The sequence below is a fragment of the Microbacterium sp. PM5 genome (assembly GCF_003293595.1).
Taxonomy (GTDB): domain Bacteria; phylum Actinomycetota; class Actinomycetes; order Actinomycetales; family Microbacteriaceae; genus Microbacterium.
Map to the genome: position 1 here is coordinate 3027290 of NZ_CP022162.1, position 21471 is coordinate 3048760.

The 21471-nt window shown below is 69.7% G+C and carries 20 protein-coding genes; 10 read left to right on the top strand and 10 right to left on the bottom strand.

Annotated elements, in window-relative coordinates; genetic code table 11:
- Positions 1 to 19: 19 nt before the first annotated feature.
- Positions 20 to 460 (top strand): DUF4190 domain-containing protein, encoded by a 441-nt coding sequence (locus CEP17_RS14290; protein WP_112932708.1) that lies wholly within the window; start codon positions 20 to 22, stop codon positions 458 to 460.
- A gap of 59 nt (positions 461 to 519) precedes the next feature.
- Here CEP17_RS14290 and CEP17_RS14295 read toward each other — a convergent pair whose 3' ends face one another.
- The gene (locus tag CEP17_RS14295) at positions 520 to 1386 is read right to left on the bottom strand and encodes a fumarylacetoacetate hydrolase family protein (protein WP_036315621.1); all 867 of its coding nucleotides are present in this window, start codon (positions 1384 to 1386) and stop codon (positions 520 to 522) included.
- A 222-nt stretch (positions 1387 to 1608) separates the two neighbouring features.
- Here CEP17_RS14295 and CEP17_RS14300 point away from each other — a divergent pair, with 222 nt between their 5' ends.
- Together CEP17_RS14300 and CEP17_RS14305 are read left to right on the top strand one after the other, a co-directional pair.
- A complete protein-coding gene (locus CEP17_RS14300; RefSeq protein ID WP_112932709.1) occupies positions 1609 to 1977 on the top strand; it encodes an FKBP-type peptidyl-prolyl cis-trans isomerase in 369 nt (122 codons plus the stop codon).
- A 157-nt stretch (positions 1978 to 2134) separates the two neighbouring features.
- The gene (locus CEP17_RS14305) at positions 2135 to 2698 is read left to right on the top strand and encodes a YceI family protein (protein ID WP_112932710.1); all 564 of its coding nucleotides are present in this window, start codon (positions 2135 to 2137) and stop codon (positions 2696 to 2698) included.
- On the opposite strand, the gene CEP17_RS14310 is transcribed toward CEP17_RS14305, so the two are convergent.
- The 3 genes from CEP17_RS14310 to CEP17_RS14320 all read right to left on the bottom strand — a co-directional run bounded on the left by CEP17_RS14310 (position 2664) and on the right by CEP17_RS14320 (position 5314).
- On the bottom strand, positions 2664 to 3683 hold the full coding sequence (locus CEP17_RS14310) for a DMT family transporter (protein ID WP_112932711.1): 1020 nt from the start codon (positions 3681 to 3683) through the stop codon (positions 2664 to 2666). The two genes, CEP17_RS14305 and CEP17_RS14310, sit on opposite strands and share 35 nt — an antisense overlap.
- A 114-nt stretch (positions 3684 to 3797) precedes the next feature.
- Positions 3798 to 5096, bottom strand: a complete 1299-nt coding sequence (locus tag CEP17_RS14315) for an MFS transporter (protein ID WP_112932712.1) — start codon at positions 5094 to 5096, stop codon at positions 3798 to 3800.
- Positions 5093 to 5314 (bottom strand): DUF167 domain-containing protein, encoded by a 222-nt coding sequence (locus tag CEP17_RS14320; protein WP_036287653.1) that lies wholly within the window; start codon positions 5312 to 5314, stop codon positions 5093 to 5095. The genes CEP17_RS14315 and CEP17_RS14320 overlap by 4 nt, the downstream gene beginning before the upstream one ends.
- A 160-nt stretch (positions 5315 to 5474) precedes the next feature.
- Between CEP17_RS14320 and rpsO the strand changes: the two genes are divergently transcribed.
- Positions 5475 to 5744 carry a 30S ribosomal protein S15 gene (gene rpsO / locus CEP17_RS14325; RefSeq protein ID WP_005048780.1) on the top strand — a complete coding sequence of 90 codons (270 nt, stop codon included), beginning with the start codon at positions 5475 to 5477 and terminating at the stop codon, positions 5742 to 5744.
- A gap of 113 nt (positions 5745 to 5857) precedes the next feature.
- On the opposite strand, the gene CEP17_RS14330 is transcribed toward rpsO, so the two are convergent.
- Complete coding sequence (locus CEP17_RS14330) at positions 5858 to 6868, bottom strand: 2-oxoglutarate and iron-dependent oxygenase domain-containing protein (RefSeq protein WP_112932713.1); 1011 nt, start codon at positions 6866 to 6868, stop codon at positions 5858 to 5860.
- 176 nt (positions 6869 to 7044) lie between these two features.
- Between CEP17_RS14330 and CEP17_RS14335 the strand changes: the two genes are divergently transcribed.
- Positions 7045 to 8241 carry an LLM class flavin-dependent oxidoreductase gene (locus CEP17_RS14335; protein WP_204359898.1) on the top strand — a complete coding sequence of 399 codons (1197 nt, stop codon included), beginning with the start codon at positions 7045 to 7047 and terminating at the stop codon, positions 8239 to 8241.
- Positions 8238 to 8900: a CE1759 family FMN reductase gene (locus CEP17_RS14340; RefSeq protein ID WP_036287646.1), complete on the top strand. Its 663-nt coding sequence runs from the start codon at positions 8238 to 8240 to the stop codon at positions 8898 to 8900. The genes CEP17_RS14335 and CEP17_RS14340 overlap by 4 nt, the downstream gene beginning before the upstream one ends.
- 52 nt (positions 8901 to 8952) lie before the next feature.
- Here the strand turns inward: CEP17_RS14340 and CEP17_RS14345 are convergent, their stop codons facing one another.
- Positions 8953 to 10782, bottom strand: coding sequence for a glycoside hydrolase family 15 protein (locus CEP17_RS14345; RefSeq protein ID WP_204359838.1), 1830 nt, complete (start codon positions 10780 to 10782; stop codon positions 8953 to 8955).
- Positions 10783 to 10834: 52 nt separating this feature from the next.
- Between CEP17_RS14345 and CEP17_RS14350 the strand changes: the two genes are divergently transcribed.
- A complete protein-coding gene (locus tag CEP17_RS14350; protein WP_112932715.1) occupies positions 10835 to 12202 on the top strand; it encodes a glucose-6-phosphate dehydrogenase in 1368 nt (455 codons plus the stop codon).
- Between the two features lies 1 nt (position 12203).
- On the opposite strand, the gene CEP17_RS14355 is transcribed toward CEP17_RS14350, so the two are convergent.
- Positions 12204 to 12884, bottom strand: a complete 681-nt coding sequence (locus tag CEP17_RS14355) for a response regulator (RefSeq protein WP_112932716.1) — start codon at positions 12882 to 12884, stop codon at positions 12204 to 12206.
- A complete protein-coding gene (locus tag CEP17_RS14360; protein WP_112932717.1) occupies positions 12881 to 14146 on the bottom strand; it encodes an ATP-binding protein in 1266 nt (421 codons plus the stop codon). The genes CEP17_RS14355 and CEP17_RS14360 overlap by 4 nt, the downstream gene beginning before the upstream one ends.
- Before the next feature lie 174 nt (positions 14147 to 14320).
- Here CEP17_RS14360 and CEP17_RS14365 point away from each other — a divergent pair, with 174 nt between their 5' ends.
- Entirely contained in the window at positions 14321 to 15763 is a 1443-nt protein-coding gene (locus CEP17_RS14365; RefSeq protein WP_036320258.1) for a cation:dicarboxylase symporter family transporter, read from the top strand.
- 33 nt (positions 15764 to 15796) lie between these two features.
- On the opposite strand, the gene CEP17_RS14370 is transcribed toward CEP17_RS14365, so the two are convergent.
- Complete coding sequence (locus CEP17_RS14370; protein ID WP_112932989.1) at positions 15797 to 16399, bottom strand: VTT domain-containing protein; 603 nt, start codon at positions 16397 to 16399, stop codon at positions 15797 to 15799.
- A 151-nt stretch (positions 16400 to 16550) separates the two neighbouring features.
- Here CEP17_RS14370 and CEP17_RS14375 point away from each other — a divergent pair, with 151 nt between their 5' ends.
- The gene (locus CEP17_RS14375) at positions 16551 to 18503 is read left to right on the top strand and encodes a GDSL-type esterase/lipase family protein (RefSeq protein WP_112932718.1); all 1953 of its coding nucleotides are present in this window, start codon (positions 16551 to 16553) and stop codon (positions 18501 to 18503) included.
- Positions 18504 to 18513: 10 nt separating this feature from the next.
- On the opposite strand, the gene CEP17_RS15145 is transcribed toward CEP17_RS14375, so the two are convergent.
- Entirely contained in the window at positions 18514 to 18687 is a 174-nt protein-coding gene (locus CEP17_RS15145) for a DUF5302 domain-containing protein (protein ID WP_162722461.1), read from the bottom strand.
- Positions 18688 to 18973: 286 nt separating this feature from the next.
- Here CEP17_RS15145 and CEP17_RS14380 point away from each other — a divergent pair, with 286 nt between their 5' ends.
- Positions 18974 to 21253 carry a polyribonucleotide nucleotidyltransferase gene (locus CEP17_RS14380; RefSeq protein WP_112932719.1) on the top strand — a complete coding sequence of 760 codons (2280 nt, stop codon included), beginning with the start codon at positions 18974 to 18976 and terminating at the stop codon, positions 21251 to 21253.
- Positions 21254 to 21471 lie beyond the last annotated feature (218 nt).

Consider the following 21471-nt stretch of genomic DNA (forward strand, 5'->3'; position numbering starts at 1 on the left):
GCCGACCGAGGAGAGACGCATGACCGACCCCACTCAGCCCCCCGTGAATCCGCAGACGCCGCCGGCGGCACCGCCGGTCGCACCGCCGGCGTATCAGCAGGCCGGTTACCCGTCCGCTCCCGCCTACAACGGCGGCCCGGCGGCCTCCGGCTCCGTTCCCGGGCGCACGCTCGGCATCGTCGCCCTCGTTCTGGCCATCGTGCCGGTGGGGCTGCAGCTGATCGGTCTCATCCTCGGCATCGTCGCCCTGGTGCAGTCCAAGAAGGCGGGCGCGAAGAACGGCATGGCGGTCGCCGCCATCATCGTCAGCTCGGTGCTGATCGTCGTCGGCATCATCGTCGGCATCATCATCGCCGTCGTGCTTGCCAACACGGCCGGTGACCTGATCCAGTTCTGCGCGAACAACCCGAGCGGCATCTACGAGCTCAACGGCAAGACCATCACCTGCAACGGCGGCTGAGCCGCCTGCAGACGACGCCCCGGCGTCCGCGCGTGCGGATCGCCGGGGCGTCGTGCGTGTCAGTCCAGAATGCGGCAGTGAGTGGTGAGCTCACCGATGCCGTCGATACCCACTGTCACGATCGAGCGGTCGCGCAGGAAGATCTGCGGATCGCGAGAATACCCCGCCCCTCCCGGGCTTCCGGTCGAGATCAGGGTGCCGGGCAGCAGTGTCGCCGACTGCGACAGATGCGCGATCAGCGTTGCCACCGAGCGAATCATCTGTCCCGTCGAGGCGTCCTGCACGGTCTGACCGTCGACGACCGCCCAGATGTGCAGGTTCTGCGGATCGGCGATCTCGTCGGCGGTGACGACGAAGGGACCGTTGGGGGTGAAGCCGTCGAACGACTTGCAGCGTGACCACTGCGCTTCCGAGAACTGGATGTCGCGCGCGGTGATGTCATTGACCACCGTGTACCCCCAGACATGGGCCAGCGCGTCCTCTGCGGCGACGTCCTTGGCGGGCGTACCGATCACGACCCCGAGTTCCGATTCGTAGTCGACCGACTCGCTGAGCGATCGCGGCCACGAGGTCGTGGCGTCGTGTCCGGACAGCGAGTTCGGCCAGAGCACGAACACGGTCGGAGCGGTGTCGGCCTTGAGGCCGAGCTCGCTGGAGTGCGCCGCGTAGTTCAAACCGACGGCCAGGACGATGGGCGGCGCGTCGACCGCGGGGCCGAATGTCAGGCCGTCCAGAGGGATGCCGTCGACATCGCGGGCAGCCTCGCGCACGCGAGCGAGGAGCTCGTCGCCCCCCTCGATCAGGGCCTGCAGCGTGCGCGGAGCCGCGTCGAACAGGTCCGCCACGGGGGCGATCCGTCCGGGTGCGACCACGACGACCAGCTGCGGATCGTCCGTTTCGGGCAGGAGGACGTGGGCGAAACGCATCCCTCCAGGGTAGTGCGGGGCGATGAACTCCGCAGGTTTTGGTGATTTCGGTCACCGCGCATCTGCCGTACAGATTCTGCCCACACACAGACTCAGCGCCCGGTGCCGCGGCGATGCCTGCGTGTCTCCCGGGCGCTGAGTTGGCCTGCATTCATTGTGTTCCGAGCTCTCGGAGGGTGTCAAGAGGGTGCCCGGCCCATCCGCGCATGCTTGGATGGAGGTATGACCGAAGAGCGCACCAAGCCCGAGTTCGACGCCCCTGCAGGACCTGCTCCCACCGACCTCGTCATCCGCGACATCATCGTGGGTGACGGCGACGAGGCGAAGCCCGGCGACAATGTCACCGTGCACTACGCCGGCGTCGAGTACGAGTCTGGCGAGGAGTTCGACTCCTCGTGGGGTCGCGGCGAGTCGATCCAGTTCCCGCTGCGCGGACTGATCCAGGGATGGCAGGACGGCATTCCCGGAATGAAGGTGGGCGGACGTCGCGAGCTGATCATCCCGCCCCACCTGGCCTACGGCCCCGCCGGTGGTCACTTCCTCGGTGGCAAGACGCTGATCTTCATCATCGATCTGCTCAAGGTCGGCTGATCAGACATTTTCGTGAGGAGGGGGTGGATGCCGCGGCATCCACCCCCTCCTCGTCTCTCCCGGACTGTTCCTCGAGAGTTTTTCCATGTGTGGGAATACATACGGATTTCGCGTGTTGACTAGCCGCAGACCGTTTCCCCGACGAAGGATGGCAGACATGACCGAGACGACCACGATTCCCGAGATCCCCGGCTACAAGGCAGGCACCTGGGTGCTCGACCCCGCGCACAGCGAGGTCACCTTCAGCCTCCGCCACATGATGATCTCGAAGGTGCGCGGCGTCTTCGGGCTCAAGAGCGCCACCATCGAGGCTCCGGAGAACCCGCTCGAGGCGAAGGTCAGCGCGACCGTCGACGTCGCCTCGATCAACACGAACGACGAGAACCGCGACAACCACCTGCGCAGCGCCGACTTCTTCGATGTGGCGCAGTTCCCGACGATCGAGTTCGTCTCCACCGGTGTTCGTTACCAGGACGGCGACTTCCTCGTCGATGGCGACCTCACCATGCACGGTGTCACCAAGCCGGTGACTTTCGAGCTCGAGTTCGGCGGCTTCGGAACCGACCCCTACGGCAACTACAAGGCCGGCGCCACCGCCACCGGCGTCATCAACCGCGAGGACTTCGGTCTGACGTGGAACGCCGCGCTGGAGACCGGCGGCGTGCTCGTCGGCAAGGATGTCACGATCACGCTCGACCTGCAGGGTTCGCTTCAGGCCTGACCCCCTTCGCCCTACGGCGGTCGTCCCCGCTCACGCGGGACGGCCGCCGTTGCGGCATCCGTAGTCGGTTCTGCGCGAGCAGGATGCCGAGGAAGACGACCCCGGCGCCGACCGGCTCATGCCAGCCGATGCGTTCACCGAGGACGAGAAAGCCCAGCGCCACGCCCACGACCGGCGTGATGTACGTCACGGTCGACGCCGCCGTGGGCCCCCAGGCCCGCAGCGTGTTCTGGTTCCAGATGTAGGCCACGCCCGTGCCGAGGCAGCCCAGCAGCACCATGCTCGCCACGATCCACGGGTCCAGTCGTACGGGTGTGAGGGCCACTGCCGGCGCCACGAGCGTCATGATCACCGCGGCGATCCCGATGTTCACGAACGAGAAGGCGAGAGGGCTCATGCCCGAGTTCGCAAGGAAGCGGCGCATGTACGCGAGGCTGAAGCCGTAGCACGCGGTCGCGCCGAGAAGGGCGAGCTGGGCGAGCAGGCTCTGCGTGAGGTCGAGGCCGGTCCACGGAGCGATGATCACCACCACCCCGCCGATGCCGACGGCGATGCCCGCGATCTGCACCGGCTTCAGGCGCTCCACGCGGAACACGAGCGCCGCCATGATCGCGGTCATGATCGGCGTCGTCGCGTTGTAGATGCTTCCCAAACCCGACGACACGTGCTGCTCGGCCCACGAGAACAGCAGGAACGGCACGACGCAGAAGCTCACCGCGAGCACCGTCATGTGGCCCCACACTCGGGCGTCCTCGCGGCCCAGGCCGGGCAGTCGGTCGCGACGGACGAGGACGAAGACGCCGAGCGTGGCCGCGCCCAGCACGAGACGCCCCCACGCGACCTGCGCGGGAGAGATGCCGCCGAGGGCGACCTTCATGAACAGGAAGCTCGATCCCCAGATGATCCCCATGAGGACGAACTGGACGGCGATCGCCGCCGAGGAGGGCCCCGGGCGAACCGGGGTGGGAGCGGGCGAGCGGGTCACGCGCCGACTCTAGCGGCGGCCGCGGACGCCGTCGGCGCCCGCGGTATGCCACGTCCGAAACCCGCCGAAGCCTGGCAGGAATCGGTCGCGGCATCGAGCGTCAGGGATCGGGCGTCAGGGAACGGGGTTCTCGGCGTCGTAGCTGCGGAACCCCGGGTACAGGCGAGCGAGGGTCGCGACGATCGCGATGATCAGGATGCCGCCCACCAGCGGCGGGAACCAGAGCGTGGTGATCGTGGCGAGCGTCCCCGCGTAGAGGGCTCCGATGCGGGGGCCGCCGGCCACGACGACGATGAAGATTCCCTGCAGCCGTCCCCGCACGACATCCGGCACCGCAGCCTGCAGCATGGTGGAGCGGTAGATCGCGCTCACGTTGTCGGCGGCGCCGCCGACGGCCAGCGCCACGCAGGCGGCGACGATCATCGCGATGTTCGCATGGTCGGCATCGACTCCATCCGGGGCGCCGACGCCGACCGCGGCGAGCACCAACGCGAGAGCGAAGGCGCCGATGGCCGCGCCGTACACCTCGACCGCGCGCGCGATGCCTCGTCCATGCCAGCGATATCCGCCGACGCGCCCGGAGAACAGGCTCGAGAGGAAGGCGCCGGCCGCGATCGCGGCGGTGAGGATGCCGGCCGTGACCGGCCCGCCCCCGAGCAGCACCATCCCGAGTGCCGGGAACAGTGCGAGCGGCTGCCCGAAGGTCATCGCGACGATGTCCATCACGAACTGCAGGCGGATGTTCGGCGCACGTTTCAGGAACGCGATCCCGTCCTTGAGCGACTCCAGCCCCGGGCGCACCGTCTCGCCCTCGGGGCGCATGGCGGGCAGCGTCCAGAGCCCGAGGAACAGGCTGAGCATGAGGATGACGTCGATCGAGTAGGTCCAGGCGTATCCGGTGGTCGCCACCAGGATCCCCGCCAGTGCGGGACCGGCCATGACCATGATGCCCACCGTGACGCCCTGCAGGGCCGCTGCGGAGGGCAGCAGCTCGCGGGGGAGGAGGCGCGGGATGATCGCGGAGCGGCTCGCCATCACGATGGAGTTGGCGGCCGCGTTGACGACGCTGAGGACGTAGAGCGACCAGACGGCCTCCTGCTGCGTCCAGGCCAGGACGGCCAGCAGCAGCGTGGAGGCGAAGGTGACGGTCGCGGCCGTCAGAGCCACGGTGCGCCGGTCGAAGGCGTCGGCGAGCATGCCGCCGTAGATGCCCGCGAGCACCATCGGCACCAAACCCGCCACGGCGATCATCGAGACGGCGAACGTCGACGATGTCAGTGCGTACATGTGCAGCATGACGGCCATGATCGTGAGCTGGCCGCCGAGCCCCGACAGCGTCGAGCCGATCCACAGTCGCGCGAACGCAGGGCTGTGCCGGAACGGCGTCAGATCGATCAGGTGGCTGCCGCTCATGCGTCCACCTCGACGCGCTTGTGACGCGAGGCGTGTCCGCGGAGGATCGTGACGTCGCGCGGCGCCACGCCGAAGTGATCGGCGAGTACGCGCGTCACCGCGTCGTTGGCTGCGCCGTCGACGGCGCGCTCGCGCACGAAGACCGTGAGGCCCTCGGCATCCTGCTCGACGAGGGGGCCCTTGCGGCTGCCGGGTTTGACGTGGACGGAGAACTGCACGCCTCGAGCCTAAGAGGATTGGCCCGGGCCGCGGCGCCGAGTTTCCGGGACGGGCTCGGCGCTGGTAGACTCCTGAGGTTGCCGTTCGATCGGCCGCGGATAAAGAGAGCCCACGCATCAGGCGTCGGGCGCCGCGCAACGAAGAGGAAGGGGATCACCTATGGCACTGGAAGCAGACGTCAAGAAGGCGATCATCGAAGAGTACGCGACGCACCCCGGTGACACCGGATCCCCCGAGGTGCAGGTCGCGATGCTGACGCAGCGCATCAAGGACCTCACCGAGCACCTCAAGGAGCACAAGCACGACCACCACTCGCGTCGTGGCCTGTTCCTGCTCGTCGGTCAGCGTCGTCGCCTGCTGGGTTACCTGCAGGACATCGACATCAACCGTTACCGCTCGCTCATCGAGCGTCTCGGTCTGCGCCGCTAAGGCTTCGCGCCCAGCGTTCAATCGCGCAAAACATTCTTGGAGAGCCTCCCCACGGTGTGGGGAGGCTCTCGTCATTCCACGGCATCGTGAGGCGCTGACGCCCGGCGCCGGCGTCAGGCGCGGGCGGCGAGCAGGTCGGCGTGCCAGCGCTCGGCGACGTCGGGATGCGCGCGCAGGCGCGACTTGAGGGCGTTCTCGCCGTAGAGGCCGTGAATCGGGTTCGTCGGGTCCTGCGTCACCCCGCGCGCCTGCGCGGCCATCTCCAGCGGCAGTTCGATGAGCGGCAGCCGCGCATCGAGGGCGGGGTTGAAGAAGAAGGGCACCGAGATGCGATCGTCCGGATGCCGCGGCGAGACGACTCGGTGATTGGTGGCGATGAGATAGCCGCCGGTCGCGTACTCGAGCATCTCGCCGATGTTCACGACGAATGCTCCCGGCACGGGCGGCGCGTCGACCCATTCGCCGTCGCGCTCGACCTGGAGCCCACCCTTGCCGGGCTCGACCCACAGCAGCGTGACGACGCCAGAGTCCTTGTGCGCACCCACGCCCTGCGCGGGCTCGGGGGAGGCCGAGCCGGGGTAGCGCACGATCTTCAGCAGCGTCGAGGGATCTCCGAAGTGGTCGTCGAAGTATCCTTCGGAGGCGCCGAGGGCGAGCGCCCACGCGCGCAGCAGCTTTCGCGCGACGCCGGTGAGGTGCTCCTGCCACAGCGCGGCGACCTCGCGCAGTTCTGGCTGAGCCGCCGGCCAGAGGTTCGGGCCGATCAGTCGCGCGAAGTCGGGAGCGGCGGGGTCCGTGACCGCCTCCCGTTCTGGCCCGATGTCGATCTGCTCGCGCCAGTCGACCTTTCCCTGGGTGCGTTCCCCGCCCACCCGCGTGTACCCGCGGAAGTGCGCGCTCGTCACGTTCTCGATCGCGAGCTTGTCGGCCTCCGGCAAGGCGAAGAAGTCCCGCGCTGCGCGATGCAGGCGCTGTTCCAGCTCGGGGGTGACGCCGGTGCCGGTGAGATAGAAGAACCCGACGTCGTGCGTCGCCGATCGCAGCTCGTCGCGGAAGCGCGCTGCCGCCGCCGGCCCCGCGTCCAGCAGCGAGAGGTCGAGCACGGGGAGAGTGGGATCGCTCATGAGGCGAGGGTAGGCGTCCTGGTGCCGGCGCCGGCGGCATGTTGCGTCCGGTTACCGGTATGCGGGTCGGGAATAACCTGGACACCGCGGTGTTGTACGAGATACATTCACTTGCATGGAATGGATGCCGAGGCATCCGGAAGGCGAAGGACACCGTGAACGAGAAGAGCCCGCAGATGCAGTTCGGCATCTTCACCGTCAGCGACATCACGCAGGACCCCACCACGGGCCACACGCCGAGCGAGGCCGAGCGCATCCGCGCCACCGTGGAGATCGCGAGGCACGCCGAAGAGGTGGGCCTGGACGTCTTCGCGCTCGGCGAGCACCACAACCCGCCGTTCTGGTCGTCGTCGCCCACGACGACGCTGGCGTACATCGCCGCCCAGACCGAGCGGCTCATCGTCTCGACCTCGACGACGCTGATCACCACGAATGACCCCGTGAAGATCGCCGAGGACTACGCGATGCTGCAGCACCTCTCCGGTGGCCGCATGGACCTCATGCTCGGCCGCGGCAACACGGGGCCCGTCTACCCCTGGTTCGGCAAGGACATCCGTCAGGGCCTTCCGCTGTCGATCGAGAACTACGCGCTGCTGCACAAGCTGTGGCGTGAGGACGTCGTGGACTGGGAGGGCAAGTTCCGTACCTCGCTGCAGGGCTTCACCGCGACCCCGCGGCCCCTCGACGGCGTCGCGCCCTTCGTCTGGCACGGCTCGATCCGCACGCCCGAGATCGCGGAGCAGGCCGCGTATTACGGCGACGGCTTCTTTGCGAACAACATCTTCTGGCCGGCCGAGCACTACCAGCGCCTCATCGGTCTCTACCGCCAGCGCTGGGAGCACTACGGCCACGGCGCACCGGAGACGGCGATCGTGGGCCTGGGCGGCCAGGCGTTCATGGCGAAGAACTCGCAGGATGCCGTGAACCAGTTCCGTCCGTACTTCGACAACGCCCCGGTGTACGGCCACGGCCCGTCGATGGAGGACTTCACCGAGATGACGCCGCTGACCGTCGGCTCGCCGCAGCAGGTCATCGACCGCTACGCGGGGATGCGCGACATCTTCGGCGACTACCAGCGCCAGCTGTTCCTCATGGATCACGCCGGCCTGCCGCTGAAGACGGTGCTGGAGCAGCTCGACTTCCTCGGCGGCGAGGTCGTGCCGGTGCTGCGCAAGGAGTTCGCGAAGGACCGTCCCGAGAACGTGCCGGACGCCCCGACGCACGCCTCTCTGGTCCGCGCCGCCTACGGCGACGGACCCTCACGCCAGGCGACGCCGCGCGCCAACCGCGGTGACAACCTGAGCGGGCCCTCGCCCTACCAGGACGCCCCCGCCCCCGCCGGTGCCGCGTTCGGAGTGGGGGCGACCCGATGAGCGCGCGTCGCATCGCCGTGGTCTCGGCCGGCCTGTCGAATCCCTCGTCCACGCGCATGCTCGCCGACCGCCTGGCGGCGGCGACGGTCGCGGCGCTGGCTGAGCTGACGGGTCCTGACGGCGCGCCCATCCAGGCCACCGTCGACACGATCGAACTGCGCGATCTCGCACACGACATCACGAACAACCTCCTGACCGGCTTCGCTCCACCCGCGCTGGAGTCGGCCATCAACACGGTCGTGTCGGCTGACGCCCTCATCGTGGTCACCCCGATCTTCTCCACGAGCTACTCGGGGCTGTTCAAGTCGTTCATCGACGTGCTCGACCCCGACGCGCTCACGGGCAAGCCCGTGCTGATCGGCGCCAACGCCGGCACGGCGCGTCATTCGCTCGCGATCGACTACGCCATCCGCCCGCTGTTCGCCTACCTGCACGCCGAAGCCGTCTCGACGGGTGTGTTCGCGGCATCCAGCGACTGGGGCGCCGCAGCCGATCAGGTCGCGCCGCTGAGCTCGCGCGTCGAGCGCGGTGCCCGCGAACTGGCCGAGGCCGTCGCGCGCCGTCAGCCCGCCGGCAGCGACGACCCGTTCGACCCCGCGAACTACCTCGGAGAGGGACGTTCCTTCGGTCACCTGCTCGGCGGTCTCGCCGGGGAGTGACTCCTGACGACGCCCCCGATCACGCTCCGGCGCGGTCGGGGGCATCGCCGTCTCAGCCGGCTGCGGCCTCGGCGCGGGCGAGGGCGGATGCCGCGCGCACGAGAGCCAGGTGCGAGAGCGCTTGCGGGGTGTTGCCGGCCTGCCGCTTCTCGGCCACGTCGTACTCCTCGGACAGCAGGCCGACATCGTTCGCGCGGGCACAGGCGCGGTCCATGAGCGCCCGCGCGTCGGCGAGACGGCCGCTCGCCGCGTACTGCTCGACGAGCCAGAACGAACACGCCAGGAACGGGTTCTCCGTGCCTTCCAGCCCGTCCACCCCCGACTCGGTGCGATAGCGCAGCACGAGGCCGTCGACCATGAGGGTGCGCTCGATCTCGGCCACGGTGGCCAGCATGCGCGGGTCGTCCGCGGCGCAGAATCCGACCGTCGGAAGCAACAGCAGCGAGGCATCGACCGCGTCCGTCGCGGTGTGCTGCACGAAATGGCCTCGTGGGGAGACTCCGTGAGCGTCGATGTCGGCGCGCACCCGGTCGCGCAGCTGCTCCCAGTGCGCGTCGGGGCCGTGCAGACCGTGTTCGCGCACCGAGCGCACGCCGCGATCGAATGCCGCCCACACCATGGCCCGGGAGTGCACGAAAACCTGCGGCGCACCGCGGATCTCCCAGATGCCCTGATCGGGTTCGTCGATGCGCTCCTCGGCACGGCGCAGCAGCGCGCGCTCCAGCGGCCACGAGATCGCCGACTGCTCGATGCCGGCCGCACGCGCGGCGAACAGGCACGTCATGACCTCACCGGTCACGTCGGCCTGGTACTGCTGCGCCGCGCCGTTGCCGATCCGCACGGGCGCGGCACCCCCGTAACCGGGCAGGTCGCCGAGCTCCCGTTCGATGAGGTCGCGCTCGCCGGCGATGCCGTAGACGATCTGCAGGTCGGCCGGGTCGCCCGCGATCGCCCGCAGCAGCCAGCGCTGCCAGTGCGCCACGACGTGCGCGAAGCCCTGGCCGAGCAGCACCTCGATCGTCAGCGAAGCGTCTCGCAACCAGACGAAGCGGTAGTCCCAGTTGCGCTCGCCGCCGAACTGTTCGGGCAGCGACGTGGTGGGTGCGGCGATGATGCCGCCCGTGTCGCGGTGCGTGAGCGCGCGCAAGGTCAACAGCGAACGCACGACGACGTCGCGGTGCGGCCCGTGCACGTCGATGCGTTCGGCCCACGCGCTCCACCATTCGCGCGTGCACTGCAGGGCATCCTCGACGTCGAGCGGGGCGGGAACAGGGCGGTGCGAGGCATGCCAGGTGAGCGTGAGGTCGCGGTGCTCGCCGGCGGCGACGCTCAGCGTGCCGCGGTGCACGTGGTCGGTGGCCGTCAACGGTGCACCGCGCAGGGCCACGGCATCCGGTCCGGCGATCGCCGTCACCTCGGGGGCGTCGGCCGTCCCGGTCTGGCGCACCCACGGCAGCGCGCGGGCGTAGTCGAAGCGCAGCCGCACCTGCTGCTCGAACGCGACGCGGCCGCTGATGCCGACGACGCGGCGCACCAGGTCGACGCGGTGCACGACGTCGAGATGCCGGGGATCGACGGGCAGACAATCGTGCACCTCGGCCACGCCGTCCGCGCTCTCCCAGCGCGTGATGAGGGTGAAGGTGTCGCCGTCGTAGTGCCGTGTCGCCCGCGCGTCGGGATCGGCGGGCCGCAGCGCCCATCGTCCCTGATGGTCGTCGCCGAGGAGGGCGGCGAACACGGATGCCGAATCGAACCGCGGCAGGCACAGCCAGTCGATCGATCCGTCGCGCGAGACCAGCGCCGCCGTGCGGCAGCTGCTCAGGAGCGCGTAATCCTCGATGGGCGTGGGGGAAGAGATCCGGCCCGCGTATGCATCTGCCACGGAATGATTCTGCCCCCTCGCCGCCCCGCACCGGGCGACATAGGGTGTGCACATGGCTGACGTGTCGACACTGGTGATCATCGGGGCAAGCGGCGATCTGACACAGCGACTGCTGCTGCCGGCGCTCGCCGATCTGCTGCGAGGACAACCGCAACGGCAGCTGCATCTGGTCGGTGTCGGTCGCACCGAGATCAGCGACGCGCAGTGGCGGCGACGTGTGCGGACCGCGTTCCGGGAAGCCGGAGCGGACGATGCCTTCTCCGCTGTCGCATCGACGCCGTTCATCACGGCCGACGCGACGACCGCCGCGGGCCTGCGCGCGGTGATCGGCGCCGTCCCGGAGGGGCGGCTCGTGCTGTACTTCGCCGTGCCGCCCGCTGCGGCGGCGGCCGCCTGCGCGGCGCTGTCTCCGGCCGATCTGCCCGAGGGGACGATCCTCGCGTTGGAGAAGCCGTTCGGTGAAGACGAAGCCAGCGCGCGTGAACTCAATGCGGTACTGCTGAAGCTGCTGCCCGAGGAGCAGGTCTTCCGCGTCGATCACTTCCTCGGCCGCTCCACCGTTCTCGACGTGCTCGGCGCCCGGTTCGCGAACCGGCTTCTGGAGCCCATCTGGTCAGCGGAGCACATCGAGCGGGTCGAGATCCGCTTCGACGAGACCCTCGGGTTGGAGGGGCGTGCGGGCTTCTACGATCACGCCGGGGCACTCGTCGACATGATCCAAAGCCATCTGCTGCAGGTGATGGCCGTCGTCGCGATGGAGCCCCCCGCGGCCCTCACCGCGACGGACGTGCGTGACGCCACCGCGGCGGTGCTGCGGGCGACGCACGTCTGGGACGACAACGCCGTGCGCTCCTCGCACCGCGCGCGCTACACGGCCGGCACGGCGGGCGAGGAACGGATGCCGTCGTACGTCGACGAGCCGGGCGTCGATCCCGCGCGGGAGACCGAGACGCTCGCCCAGGTGCGCGTCGAGGTGCGAAACGCCCGGTGGGCGGGCGTGCCGTTCACCCTGCGCTCCGGGAAGGCCCTGGCCGCCAAGCGAGCAGAGGTCGACGTCGTCCTGCGTCCCGTGCGCCACCTGCCGCTGGGGTTCACCGGCGATGCGAGTGGTGCCGTCCTGCGCTTCGGACTCGGGCCGGACAAGCTCACGATGGAGATCTCGGTCAATGGCGGTGACGAGCCGTTCGCTCTGCACCGCGCGACGCTCGAGGCCGACCTCGGCCTCGGCACCCACGCCGCGTACACGGAGGTTCTCGCCGCGATCCTCGACGGCGACGCCATGCTGGCCGTGCGCGGCGACGCCGCCGAGGAGTGCTGGCGCATCATCCAGCCCGTCCGCGACGCGTGGCGGCGCGGCGACGTGCCCATGGATGACTACCCTGCCGGATCGGACGGTCCCCACGGGTGGGGCGTTTCCTGAGTCATCTCCAGCGGTACTCGGTCTCCGGCCGTCCGCGCGTGCCGTAGCGGGGCGTGCGCTCGACGCGGCCGGCCTCGGCGAGGTGCTCGAGGTAGCGCCGGGCTGCCACGCGCGACATTCCCAAGGCGTCGGCGGCTTCGGTCGCCGACAGTCCGCCGCCTTCGCGGACGGCCTGGGACACCCGTTCCAGCGACGCGGGGGACAGCCCCTTCGGCAGTCCGATCGTGCCCGTCGGACGCAGCGCCCCCAGCATCGCGTCGATCTCGGACTGGGTCGCTGCCCCCGATGTCGCGCGGGCGCGCTCGCGATATGCGCGATATTGCTCCATCCGGTCGTGGAAGGTCGCGAAGGTGAACGGCTTGACGAGGTACTGCGCCGCGCCGAGGGCGACCACCTGACGGACGACGTCGGCGTCGCGTACCGAGGTGATCGCGATGACGTCGACGTCGGCGGCGTGTGCGCGCACGTGGCGCAGGACGTCCAGGCCCGAGCCGTCGGGCATGGTCATGTCCAAAAGGACGAGGTCGATGCGCTCCCGGTCGGGCGCGTCCAGAATCGCCGAGACAGCGGCCCGCGCGCCCGCGCACTCGGCGACCACCTCGAAACCGTCGACCCGCTCGATGTACGAGCGGTGCAGCTCGAGCGTCAGCGCCTCGTCGTCGACGAGCAGGACGCCGATCATGACCGCACCGTCGGCAGGACGACGCGGAACGTCGTCGGGGAGATCTCGACGGTGATCGTCCCGCCGATCTCGTCGATGACGGCACGCACCAGCGCCAGCCCGACGCCCCGACCGTCGCTGCCGGCCGGTTTGGTCGAGAATCCTCGCTCGAACATTCGTGCACGCACCTCCTCGTCGGGGCCGTCCCCGGAGTCGGAGACGGTGAGCAGCAGTTCGTCCTCCGCCGTGCGCGACATGTGCACGCGCACCCACCTCGGCGCCGGACCGCTCGCGGCAGCGTCCAGGGCGTTGTCGATGAGGTTGCCGACCAGCGCGACCGCGTCGATCGGGCTGAGCAACGAGCGGGGAGCGTCGGGGGCGATGTCGGTCGACCAGTCGATCCCGCGTTCCATCGCCTGCGAGGCTTTGCCGAGCAGCAGCGCCCCGACGGTGGGATCGCCCTCGGTGCGGGCCGCGACCTGGTCCACCAGCGCCTGACTCTGACGCGCCGAATCCGTCAGGATGCCGATCGCATCATCCGTGCGTCCCAGTTCGATGAGTGCGACGGCAGCGTGCATGCGATTGCCGTGCTCGTGCGTCTGTGCGCGCAGGGCCTCGCCGAGCGTGCGCATCGACTCCGCGGATGCCAGGGTGTCGCGGATGGCGCCGGCGGGGAGGTCGCCGGCGACCAACCGCGTCGCGCGGCGGGCGAGCACCGCGCCGGCGAGCCCGGCGCCGACGAGCACGAGGCCGACGGCGGCGACCACGAGCAGCCGCGGCACCACTTGCGCGGTGACCGTTCGGATCGTCACGCCGACCGAGACCCAGCCGACGAGGCGTCCGTCCGCCTCCACCGGCATGATCGTGCGCAGCGACGGTCCGAGGGTCCCGCTGAACTCTTCGGTGAGGGCTGTCGGGGTGTTCGGGATGGTGCCGATGTAGCGCTTTCCGATCTGCGCCGGGTCGCGGTGCGTCACGCGGATGCCGTCGGCATCCATGATCGTGACGAAGTCGACACCCGCGTCCGACATGACCGCCGTCGCCATCGGCTGCAGCGCCTGGCTGGCGGCGACGTCGTCGCCGTGCGCGAGAGCCGTGGAGACCTCCTCCAGGTCGGCGAGGGTGGCCGACACCGCCTGCGTCACACGCTCCGCCTCGGCGCGTGCCGTGCGCTGCGCCTCCAGCACCAGCAGTCCGGCGGTGGCCAGAGCCAGCACGAGAGCGGCGCCGGCCAGCCACAGGAAGATCCGGGACGCGGCGCTGCGTCCGATTCTTCGGGTCATGGCGTCCTCGGCGGTCGATGGCGGGTCGTCGGCCGTCCCGACGGGTATCGGAGCGGCCGCCGGGACCAATACGACCACAAGTGAACCACGAGGCAGCCGACGCTGCACTCTGTGCGTGTGGCCGCCAGCGTCGGCGCCACCCGAACAACGACCCGTTCACACCTGGAGGCGGACATGGCCCTCACATCATCTTTCAAGCTCCCCGGCTACAACTGGCGCCGCGGCAAGAGCTCGTGGGACAAGCACACCTGGCTCTACGTCGCGGTGATCATCGCTGTGGTCCTGGGCGCGGTGGTCGGCCTCGTCTGGCCGGAGTTCGCGAAGGGGCTCGAGCCGGTCGGCAAGGCCTTCGTGAACCTCATCAAGATGATGATCGCGCCGATCATCTTCTGCACCATCGTCGTCGGGGTGGGATCGATCGCGAAAGCGGCGACGGTCGGCAAGATCGGGGGCCTCGCACTGCTCTACTTCCTCGTGATGTCGACCTTCGCCCTCGCGATCGGCCTCGTGGTCGGCAACATCATCCACCCGGGTGAAGGGCTGAACATGGCCGGTGCCACGTACGACGCCGGCAAGTCCGGAGAGGCCACCGACACCGTGAGCTTCCTGCTCGGGATCATCCCCACGACGTTCTTCAGCGCCTTCACCGGCCCGAGCGTCCTGCAGGTGCTCTTCATCGCGCTGCTGGTGGGCTTCGCCCTGCAGCAGCTCGGGAAGAAGGGCGAGCCGATCATGTTCGCCGTCAAGCAGCTGCAGGTGCTGGTGTTCCGCATCCTCGGAATGATCCTCTGGCTCGCTCCGATCGGCGCCTTCGGCGCGATTGCGGCGGTCGTCGGCAAGACCGGCGTCTCGGCCATCGTGAGCCTCGGCATCCTGATGATCGCCTTCTACATCACGTGCGCGGTGTTCATCATCGGCGTGCTCGGGTCGCTGCTGTACGCGGTCACCCGGGTCAACATCTTCAGCCTCATCAAGTACCTCGCGCGCGAGTACCTGCTCATCATCGGCACCAGCTCCTCCGAGTCGGCTCTGCCGCGTCTGATCGGAAAGATGGAGCACATCGGTGTGTCCAAGCCCGTCGTGGGCATCACCGTGCCCACCGGCTACTCCTTCAACCTCGACGGCACCGCGATCTACCTGACGATGGCGTCGCTGTTCATCGCGACGGGGATGGGGATGCCGATGTCGATCCCCGAGCAGATCGGCCTGCTGGTGTTCATGATCATCGCCTCCAAGGGCGCCGCGGGCGTCACCGGTGCGGGCCTGGCGACCCTCGCCGGCGGTCTGCAGGCGTTCCGCCCCGATCTGGTCAACGGTGTCGGGGTCATCGTCGGCATCGACCGCTTCATGTCCGAGGGTCGCGCGGTCACCAACTTCACCGGCAACGCGGTGGCCACTCTCCTCATCGGCACCTGGACGAAGCAGATCGACCGTGACCGCGTGCGCGATGTGCTCGCCGGCCGCATCCCCTTCGACGAGGCCACCCTCACCGGCGACGGTCACGATGGCATGTCGACCGACACCGCGGCGGTCGGCACCCAGGGGCTGGAGGAGGCGGCGATCGCCGAAGCCGAGGCGAAGCAGGAGCGTGCCCGCGAGCGCGCCGGGGTCCGCTGACCCGAACCGCCTACGACGGCGCCGCGCCCCCGATCACGCGTCGGGGGCGCGGCGCCGTTGTGCGCGGGCCACGATCGCGTCCGCCGCCGCGCCGAGCACGATCGCCACGACGACCGAGGCGATGACCGCGGCGACGGTGCCGCCCGGGATCAGTGCGGCGACGGCCGCCCCCAGCAGGGCCTGATAGAGCGCCCACGCGCTCGCCGCCGGCGCCGCCAGCAGCAGGTATCGCCGCATCGGCATCCGCGAGGCGCCCGCGACGAGATTCACGGCGAGGCGGGCGAACGGGATGAAGCGGGCCGTGAACATCAACGTCGCGCCGCGGCGGTCCAAGGCGCTGCGCGCCCCGCCGAGAGCCGCCGCCGCTCTCGGACCGCGCATCCAGCGCCATCGTTCGAGGCCCGCGGTGCGGCCGACGAGGTAGCAGCCGAGGTCTCCGGTCAGTGCGGCTGCCGCCGCGACGACGATGACGGCGGCGAGCGGGGGAGAGCCTTCCGCGACGGCGAGCGCCCCGAGCGTCGTGACGGCGGCTTCGCCGGGGATGACGACGAGGAAGGCGTCGCCGACGACGAGGGCGGCCATCGCGGGGAGGGCCCAGGGACTCTGGGCGAGGGCCTGCAGCCACGCGTCGGTCACGCCTTCGGAATAGCATGCCGTCATGAACGCGCGGGGAACGGCGCGTGCGACGGTGACGTCGGGATGGCCGCCGCGGGACCGTTCGGCGAACACTGCGTTCCCGAGGCCGATTCGGCCCCGTCGCACGCGCTGCAGCCGCAACGCTGGACCCATGAGAGTCGCGTTCGTCGCCGAGTCGTTCCTGCCTCATATGAACGGGGTCACCGGTTCGGTGCTGCAGTCGGTCCGCCATCTCACCGCGAGCGGGCACGAGGCCCTCGTCGTCGCCCCGGGCGCTCCGGGCGCGCGCTCTGACCAGCAGACGCGTCTGCTGCCCTCGATGCCGCTGCCGGGCTACCCACAGGTCCGCGTGGCGCTCGGGCGCACCGGAACCCTGGCCGGCATCCTGCGCGACTACCGTCCCGACGTCGTGCACCTCGCCTCGCCGTTCGTGCTGGGCTGGCGTGCCGTTGCAGCGGCGGCGAGCCTGGACCTGCCGACCGTGGCCGTCTACCAGACCGACGTCATCGCCTACGCCAGAAAGTACGGTCTGCCGCGGGCGACGGCCCTCACCGCGGCGCATGTCGCCCGCTTGCATGCGCGTGCGACTCTCACCCTCGCCCCGTCGTCGTCGGCGCTGGCGCAGCTGCACGAGCTCGGCGTCGATCGCACCCGCCTGTGGGGTCGCGGCGTCGACACCGAGCGTTTCCACCCCGACCGCCGCAGTGACGCGTGGCGCCACTGGATCGCTCCCGGCGAGGTCATCGTCGGCTATGTCGGGCGCCTCGCCCCCGAGAAGCAGGTGGAGGATCTGGCCGCGATCGCCCGGATGCCGGGCGTGCGGCTGGTCATCGTCGGCGACGGGCCCGCGCGTGCACGGCTGGAGCGCACGCTGCCGGGCGCGGTTTTCCTCGGCCACCTCTCGGGTCTGGAGCTCGCCCAGGCGATGGCCGGCTTCGACGTCTTCGTGCACCCGGGGGAGAGCGAGACGTTCGGTCAGACGATCCAGGAGGCGCACGCCAGCGGGGTTCCCGTGGTGGCCACCGGACGTGGCGGCCCCGTCGACCTGGTCCGCTCCAGCGTGGACGGCTGGCTCTACCGGCCCGGTGACCTCGGCGATCTGCGTGAGCGCGTGCGTGACCTCGTCGGAGACGTGACCAAGCGGCGCGCCTTCGGTACGGCGGCGCGCGCCGGCGTCGAAGGACGCACCTGGCCGGCACTCGTCGACGTGCTCCACGGCTACTACCTCGAGGCGCAGCAGCTGCATGCCGCCGACGCGGCGCGCACACCGGGGCCGCACCCGGCATCCCTCGCGCCCGCGCCCTCACCCCGGTCGTGGAGCCGCGTCGTGGCGCTCGGCGACTCGCTCACCGAGGGCCTGTGCGACACGTCACGGATGCCCGAGGGGCAATACCGCGGTTGGGCCGACCGTCTGGCGACGCTCCTTGCACAGCGGTCGTCGTCGACGGTGCGCTACGCGAACCTCGCCGTCCGCAGCCGCCGAGTAGGGGATCTCCTCGACGAGCAGCTGCCACGGGCTCTCGAGCTCGCGCCGGATCTGACCACCGTGCTGATCGGCGCGAACGACCTCGTGTCGCATCGCGCCGATCCCGACGCGCTCGCCGATCGCCTGGACGAGGCCGTCGGCGCGCTGCGGGCCGCCGGCAGCGACGTGCTGCTCGTGACACCGTTTCTTCCCGCTCGTCGCGCATCGGGTCTGTTCGCGCGCCGGTTCGCCCGTTTCGCCGAGCGGCTGCGCGAGACGGCGTCGGCCCACGGGGCGTTCCTGCTCGACCTCGACAGCGATCCGGACGTCGGGGAACTCGAGAAGTGGGCGCACGACAAGGTGCACCTGAGCTCGCGGGGCCACCGTTTCGTCTCGTATCGCGCCGCGGAGGTGCTCGGGCTGCCCGATGTGGAAACGCTCGGGGCGCTCGATGCCGCCCTGCACGCGGAAGAGGACCGTCCGGTCTCCGGGACCTGGCTGCTGCGCGACGCTCTGCCCTGGGTCTGGCGGCGCCTGCGCGGACGCACAGCGGGCGACGAGATCACCGCAAAGCACACCGACTACATCGAACTGCCGGCCGGAGGATCCACCGCGCGCACGCGCGCGGCGCAGCCGTGAGGAGCGAACGTCAGCCGCTCTTGCGTCGGAACTCCCGCTTCGTGACCGCGCCGTGGGTGCCGTGCACCGCGGAGTCGCCGTCGAGGTGGGCCTCTCCGGTGCGACGCTGCGCGTTCTTCTTGTCGAGCGCCTCCTTGAACTTGCGCTTCATCTCCTCGGATGCCGTCGTGTCGTCGGTGCTCATGGCATCAACCATACGCACGCCGAGGTGCGACTGATAGGGTTGAGCAGGTTGCCGTGGATCTTCCGCGGCATCCGGAGCAGGCCGGCAGGAAGCTGGTCCCCTGTGGTGGGTTCCCGTTCGACACGATCCGATGCGAACGGTGGCTTTCTACTGGTGGCCAGCGCTGATCGTCCCGGCGGCGCCGCACGCGGAGCCGCCGCGCGTCTGGATCTGCCTGTTCCTGCTCCTTCGCACGATCTCGTGCGCGAAACGCGCGCGCGAGTCTAAACAAAGAAGGAGAGACCTCTTGGAAGGTCCAGAAATCACCGCCGCCGAAGCCGTTCTCGACAACGGCCGATTCGGCACCCGCACGATCCGGTTCGAGACCGGACGACTGGCGCAGCAGGCACAGGGTGCCGTCGCCGCCTACCTCGACGAAGAGACCATGCTGCTGTCGGCCACGAGCGCGGGCAAGCACCCGCGTGAGGGCTTCGACTTCTTCCCGCTGACCGTCGACGTCGAAGAGCGTTCGTACGCGGCCGGCAAGATCCCGGGATCGTTCTTCCGCCGCGAGGGCCGTCCCTCCACCGAGGCGATCCTCGTGTGCCGCCTCATCGACCGGCCGCTGCGCCCGTCGTTCGTGGATGGCCTGCGCAACGAGGTCCAGATCGTCGTCACCGTCCTGAGCATCGCCCCGGGCGAGTTCTACGACGCGCTGGCGATCAACGCGGCATCGCTGTCGACGCAGATCTCCGGCCTGCCGTTCTCTGGCCCCATCGCCGGTGTCCGCCTCGCGCTCATCCCGGGCCACGGCGAGCACGCCGACCAGTGGGTCGCGTTCCCGACGGCCGCTCAGGTCGAGGAGGCCGTGTTCGACCTGATGGTCGCCGGTCGCGTCCTCGAGGACGGCGACGTCGCGATCATGATGGTCGAGGCCGAAGCCACCGAGAACAGCTGGAACCTCATCAAGGCCGGCGCGGTCAAGCCCAGCGAGGAGATCGTCGCGCAGGGCCTGGAGGCCTCCAAGCCCTTCATCAAGGAGCTCGTCGCGGCGCAGAACGTGGTGGCGAACACCGCGGCCAAGGAGATCCAGCCCTACCCGGTCTTCCCGGCGTACGCGAAGGAGACCTACGACTTCGTCGCCGGTCGCGCCTACGACCGCCTCGTGCCGGTGTACCAGATCGCCGACAAGATCGAGCGTCAGAACGCCGACGACGCCGTGAAGGACGACGTCAAGGCGCAGCTGGTCGCCGCCGTCGAGGCGGGCGAGCTGCCCGAGAGCGCGCTGGCCGAGTTCGGCGGCGCCTACAAGTCGGTCACCAAGCTCATCGTGCGCAGCCGCATCCTCACCGAGGGTGTGCGCATCGACGGCCGTGGCCTGGCGGACATCCGTCCGCTGGATGCCGAGGTGCAGGTCATCCCGCGCGTGCACGGTTCGGCGATCTTCCAGCGCGGCGAGACCCAGATCCTGGGTGTCACCACGCTGAACATGCTGAAGATGGAGCAGCAGATCGACTCGCTGTCGCCCACGACGAGCAAGCGGTACATGCACCACTACAACTTCCCGCCGTACTCGACCGGTGAGACCGGCCGCGTGGGCTCGCCGAAGCGTCGTGAGATCGGGCACGGCTTCCTCGCCGAGCGCGCCCTCGTGCCGGTGCTGCCCAGCCGCGAGGAGTTCCCCTACGCGATCCGTCAGGTCTCCGAGGCTCTCGGCTCCAACGGCTCGACGTCGATGGGCTCGGTCTGCGCCTCGACGCTGTCGCTGCTCAACGCGGGTGTGCCGCTGCGCGCCCCCGTGGCCGGCATCGCGATGGGCCTCGTCTCCGACCAGGTCGACGGCCAGACCCGCTATGCGGCGCTGACCGACATCCTCGGCGCCGAGGATGCCCTCGGCGACATGGACTTCAAGGTCGCAGGCACGAGCGAGTTCGTCACGGCGATCCAGCTCGACACGAAGCTCGACGGCATCCCGTCGTCGGTGCTCACGGCCGCGCTGACGCAGGCCAAGGACGCGCGCATGACGATCCTGAACGTCCTCAACGCCGCCATCGACGGACCGGACGAGATGGCGCCGACCGCGCCGCGCGTCATCAGCGTGCAGATCCCCGTCGACAAGATCGGTGAGCTGATCGGCCCGAAGGGCAAGACGATCAACGCGATCCAGGACGAGACCGGCGCGCAGATCTCCATCGAGGAGGACGGCACCGTCTACATCGGCGCGACCGATGGCCCGTCGGCGGAGGCCGCGCGCGCTCAGGTCAACGCGATCGCCAACCCCACCAACCCGGAGGTGGGCGAGCAGTTCCTCGGAACCGTCGTCAAGCTCGCGGCGTTCGGTGCCTTCATCTCGCTGCTGCCCGGCAAGGACGGCCTGCTGCACATCAGTGAGGTGCGCAAGCTCGCCGGTGGCAAGCGCGTCGAGAACGTCGAAGACGTGCTCGGCGTCGGCCAGAAGCTGCTCGTCAAGATCACCAAGATCGACGACCGCGGCAAGCTGTCCCTCGAGCCGGTGCTCGAAGAGGCCGCCGACCAGGAAGGCCGTGCGGCGGCCAGCGAAGGCCCGGAGGCTCCCGCCGAAGGCTGAGTGCTTCGTCGCCCGGCGCTGAGGGATCCACCCTGAGCGTGCCGCGGCGGCGACCCGGACACGGATGCCCGCTTCCTCCCGTCTCGGAGGGGCGGGCATCCGTTCGTTCATCCGGTGTCCACCGGATGGGGGACACCGCCCCCGCGCACAGCGACGCCGTGACGCAAGCGTTATGGAATGTTTACCGTTCGTTGGGCTCAATGCGCGGACCGTACCCG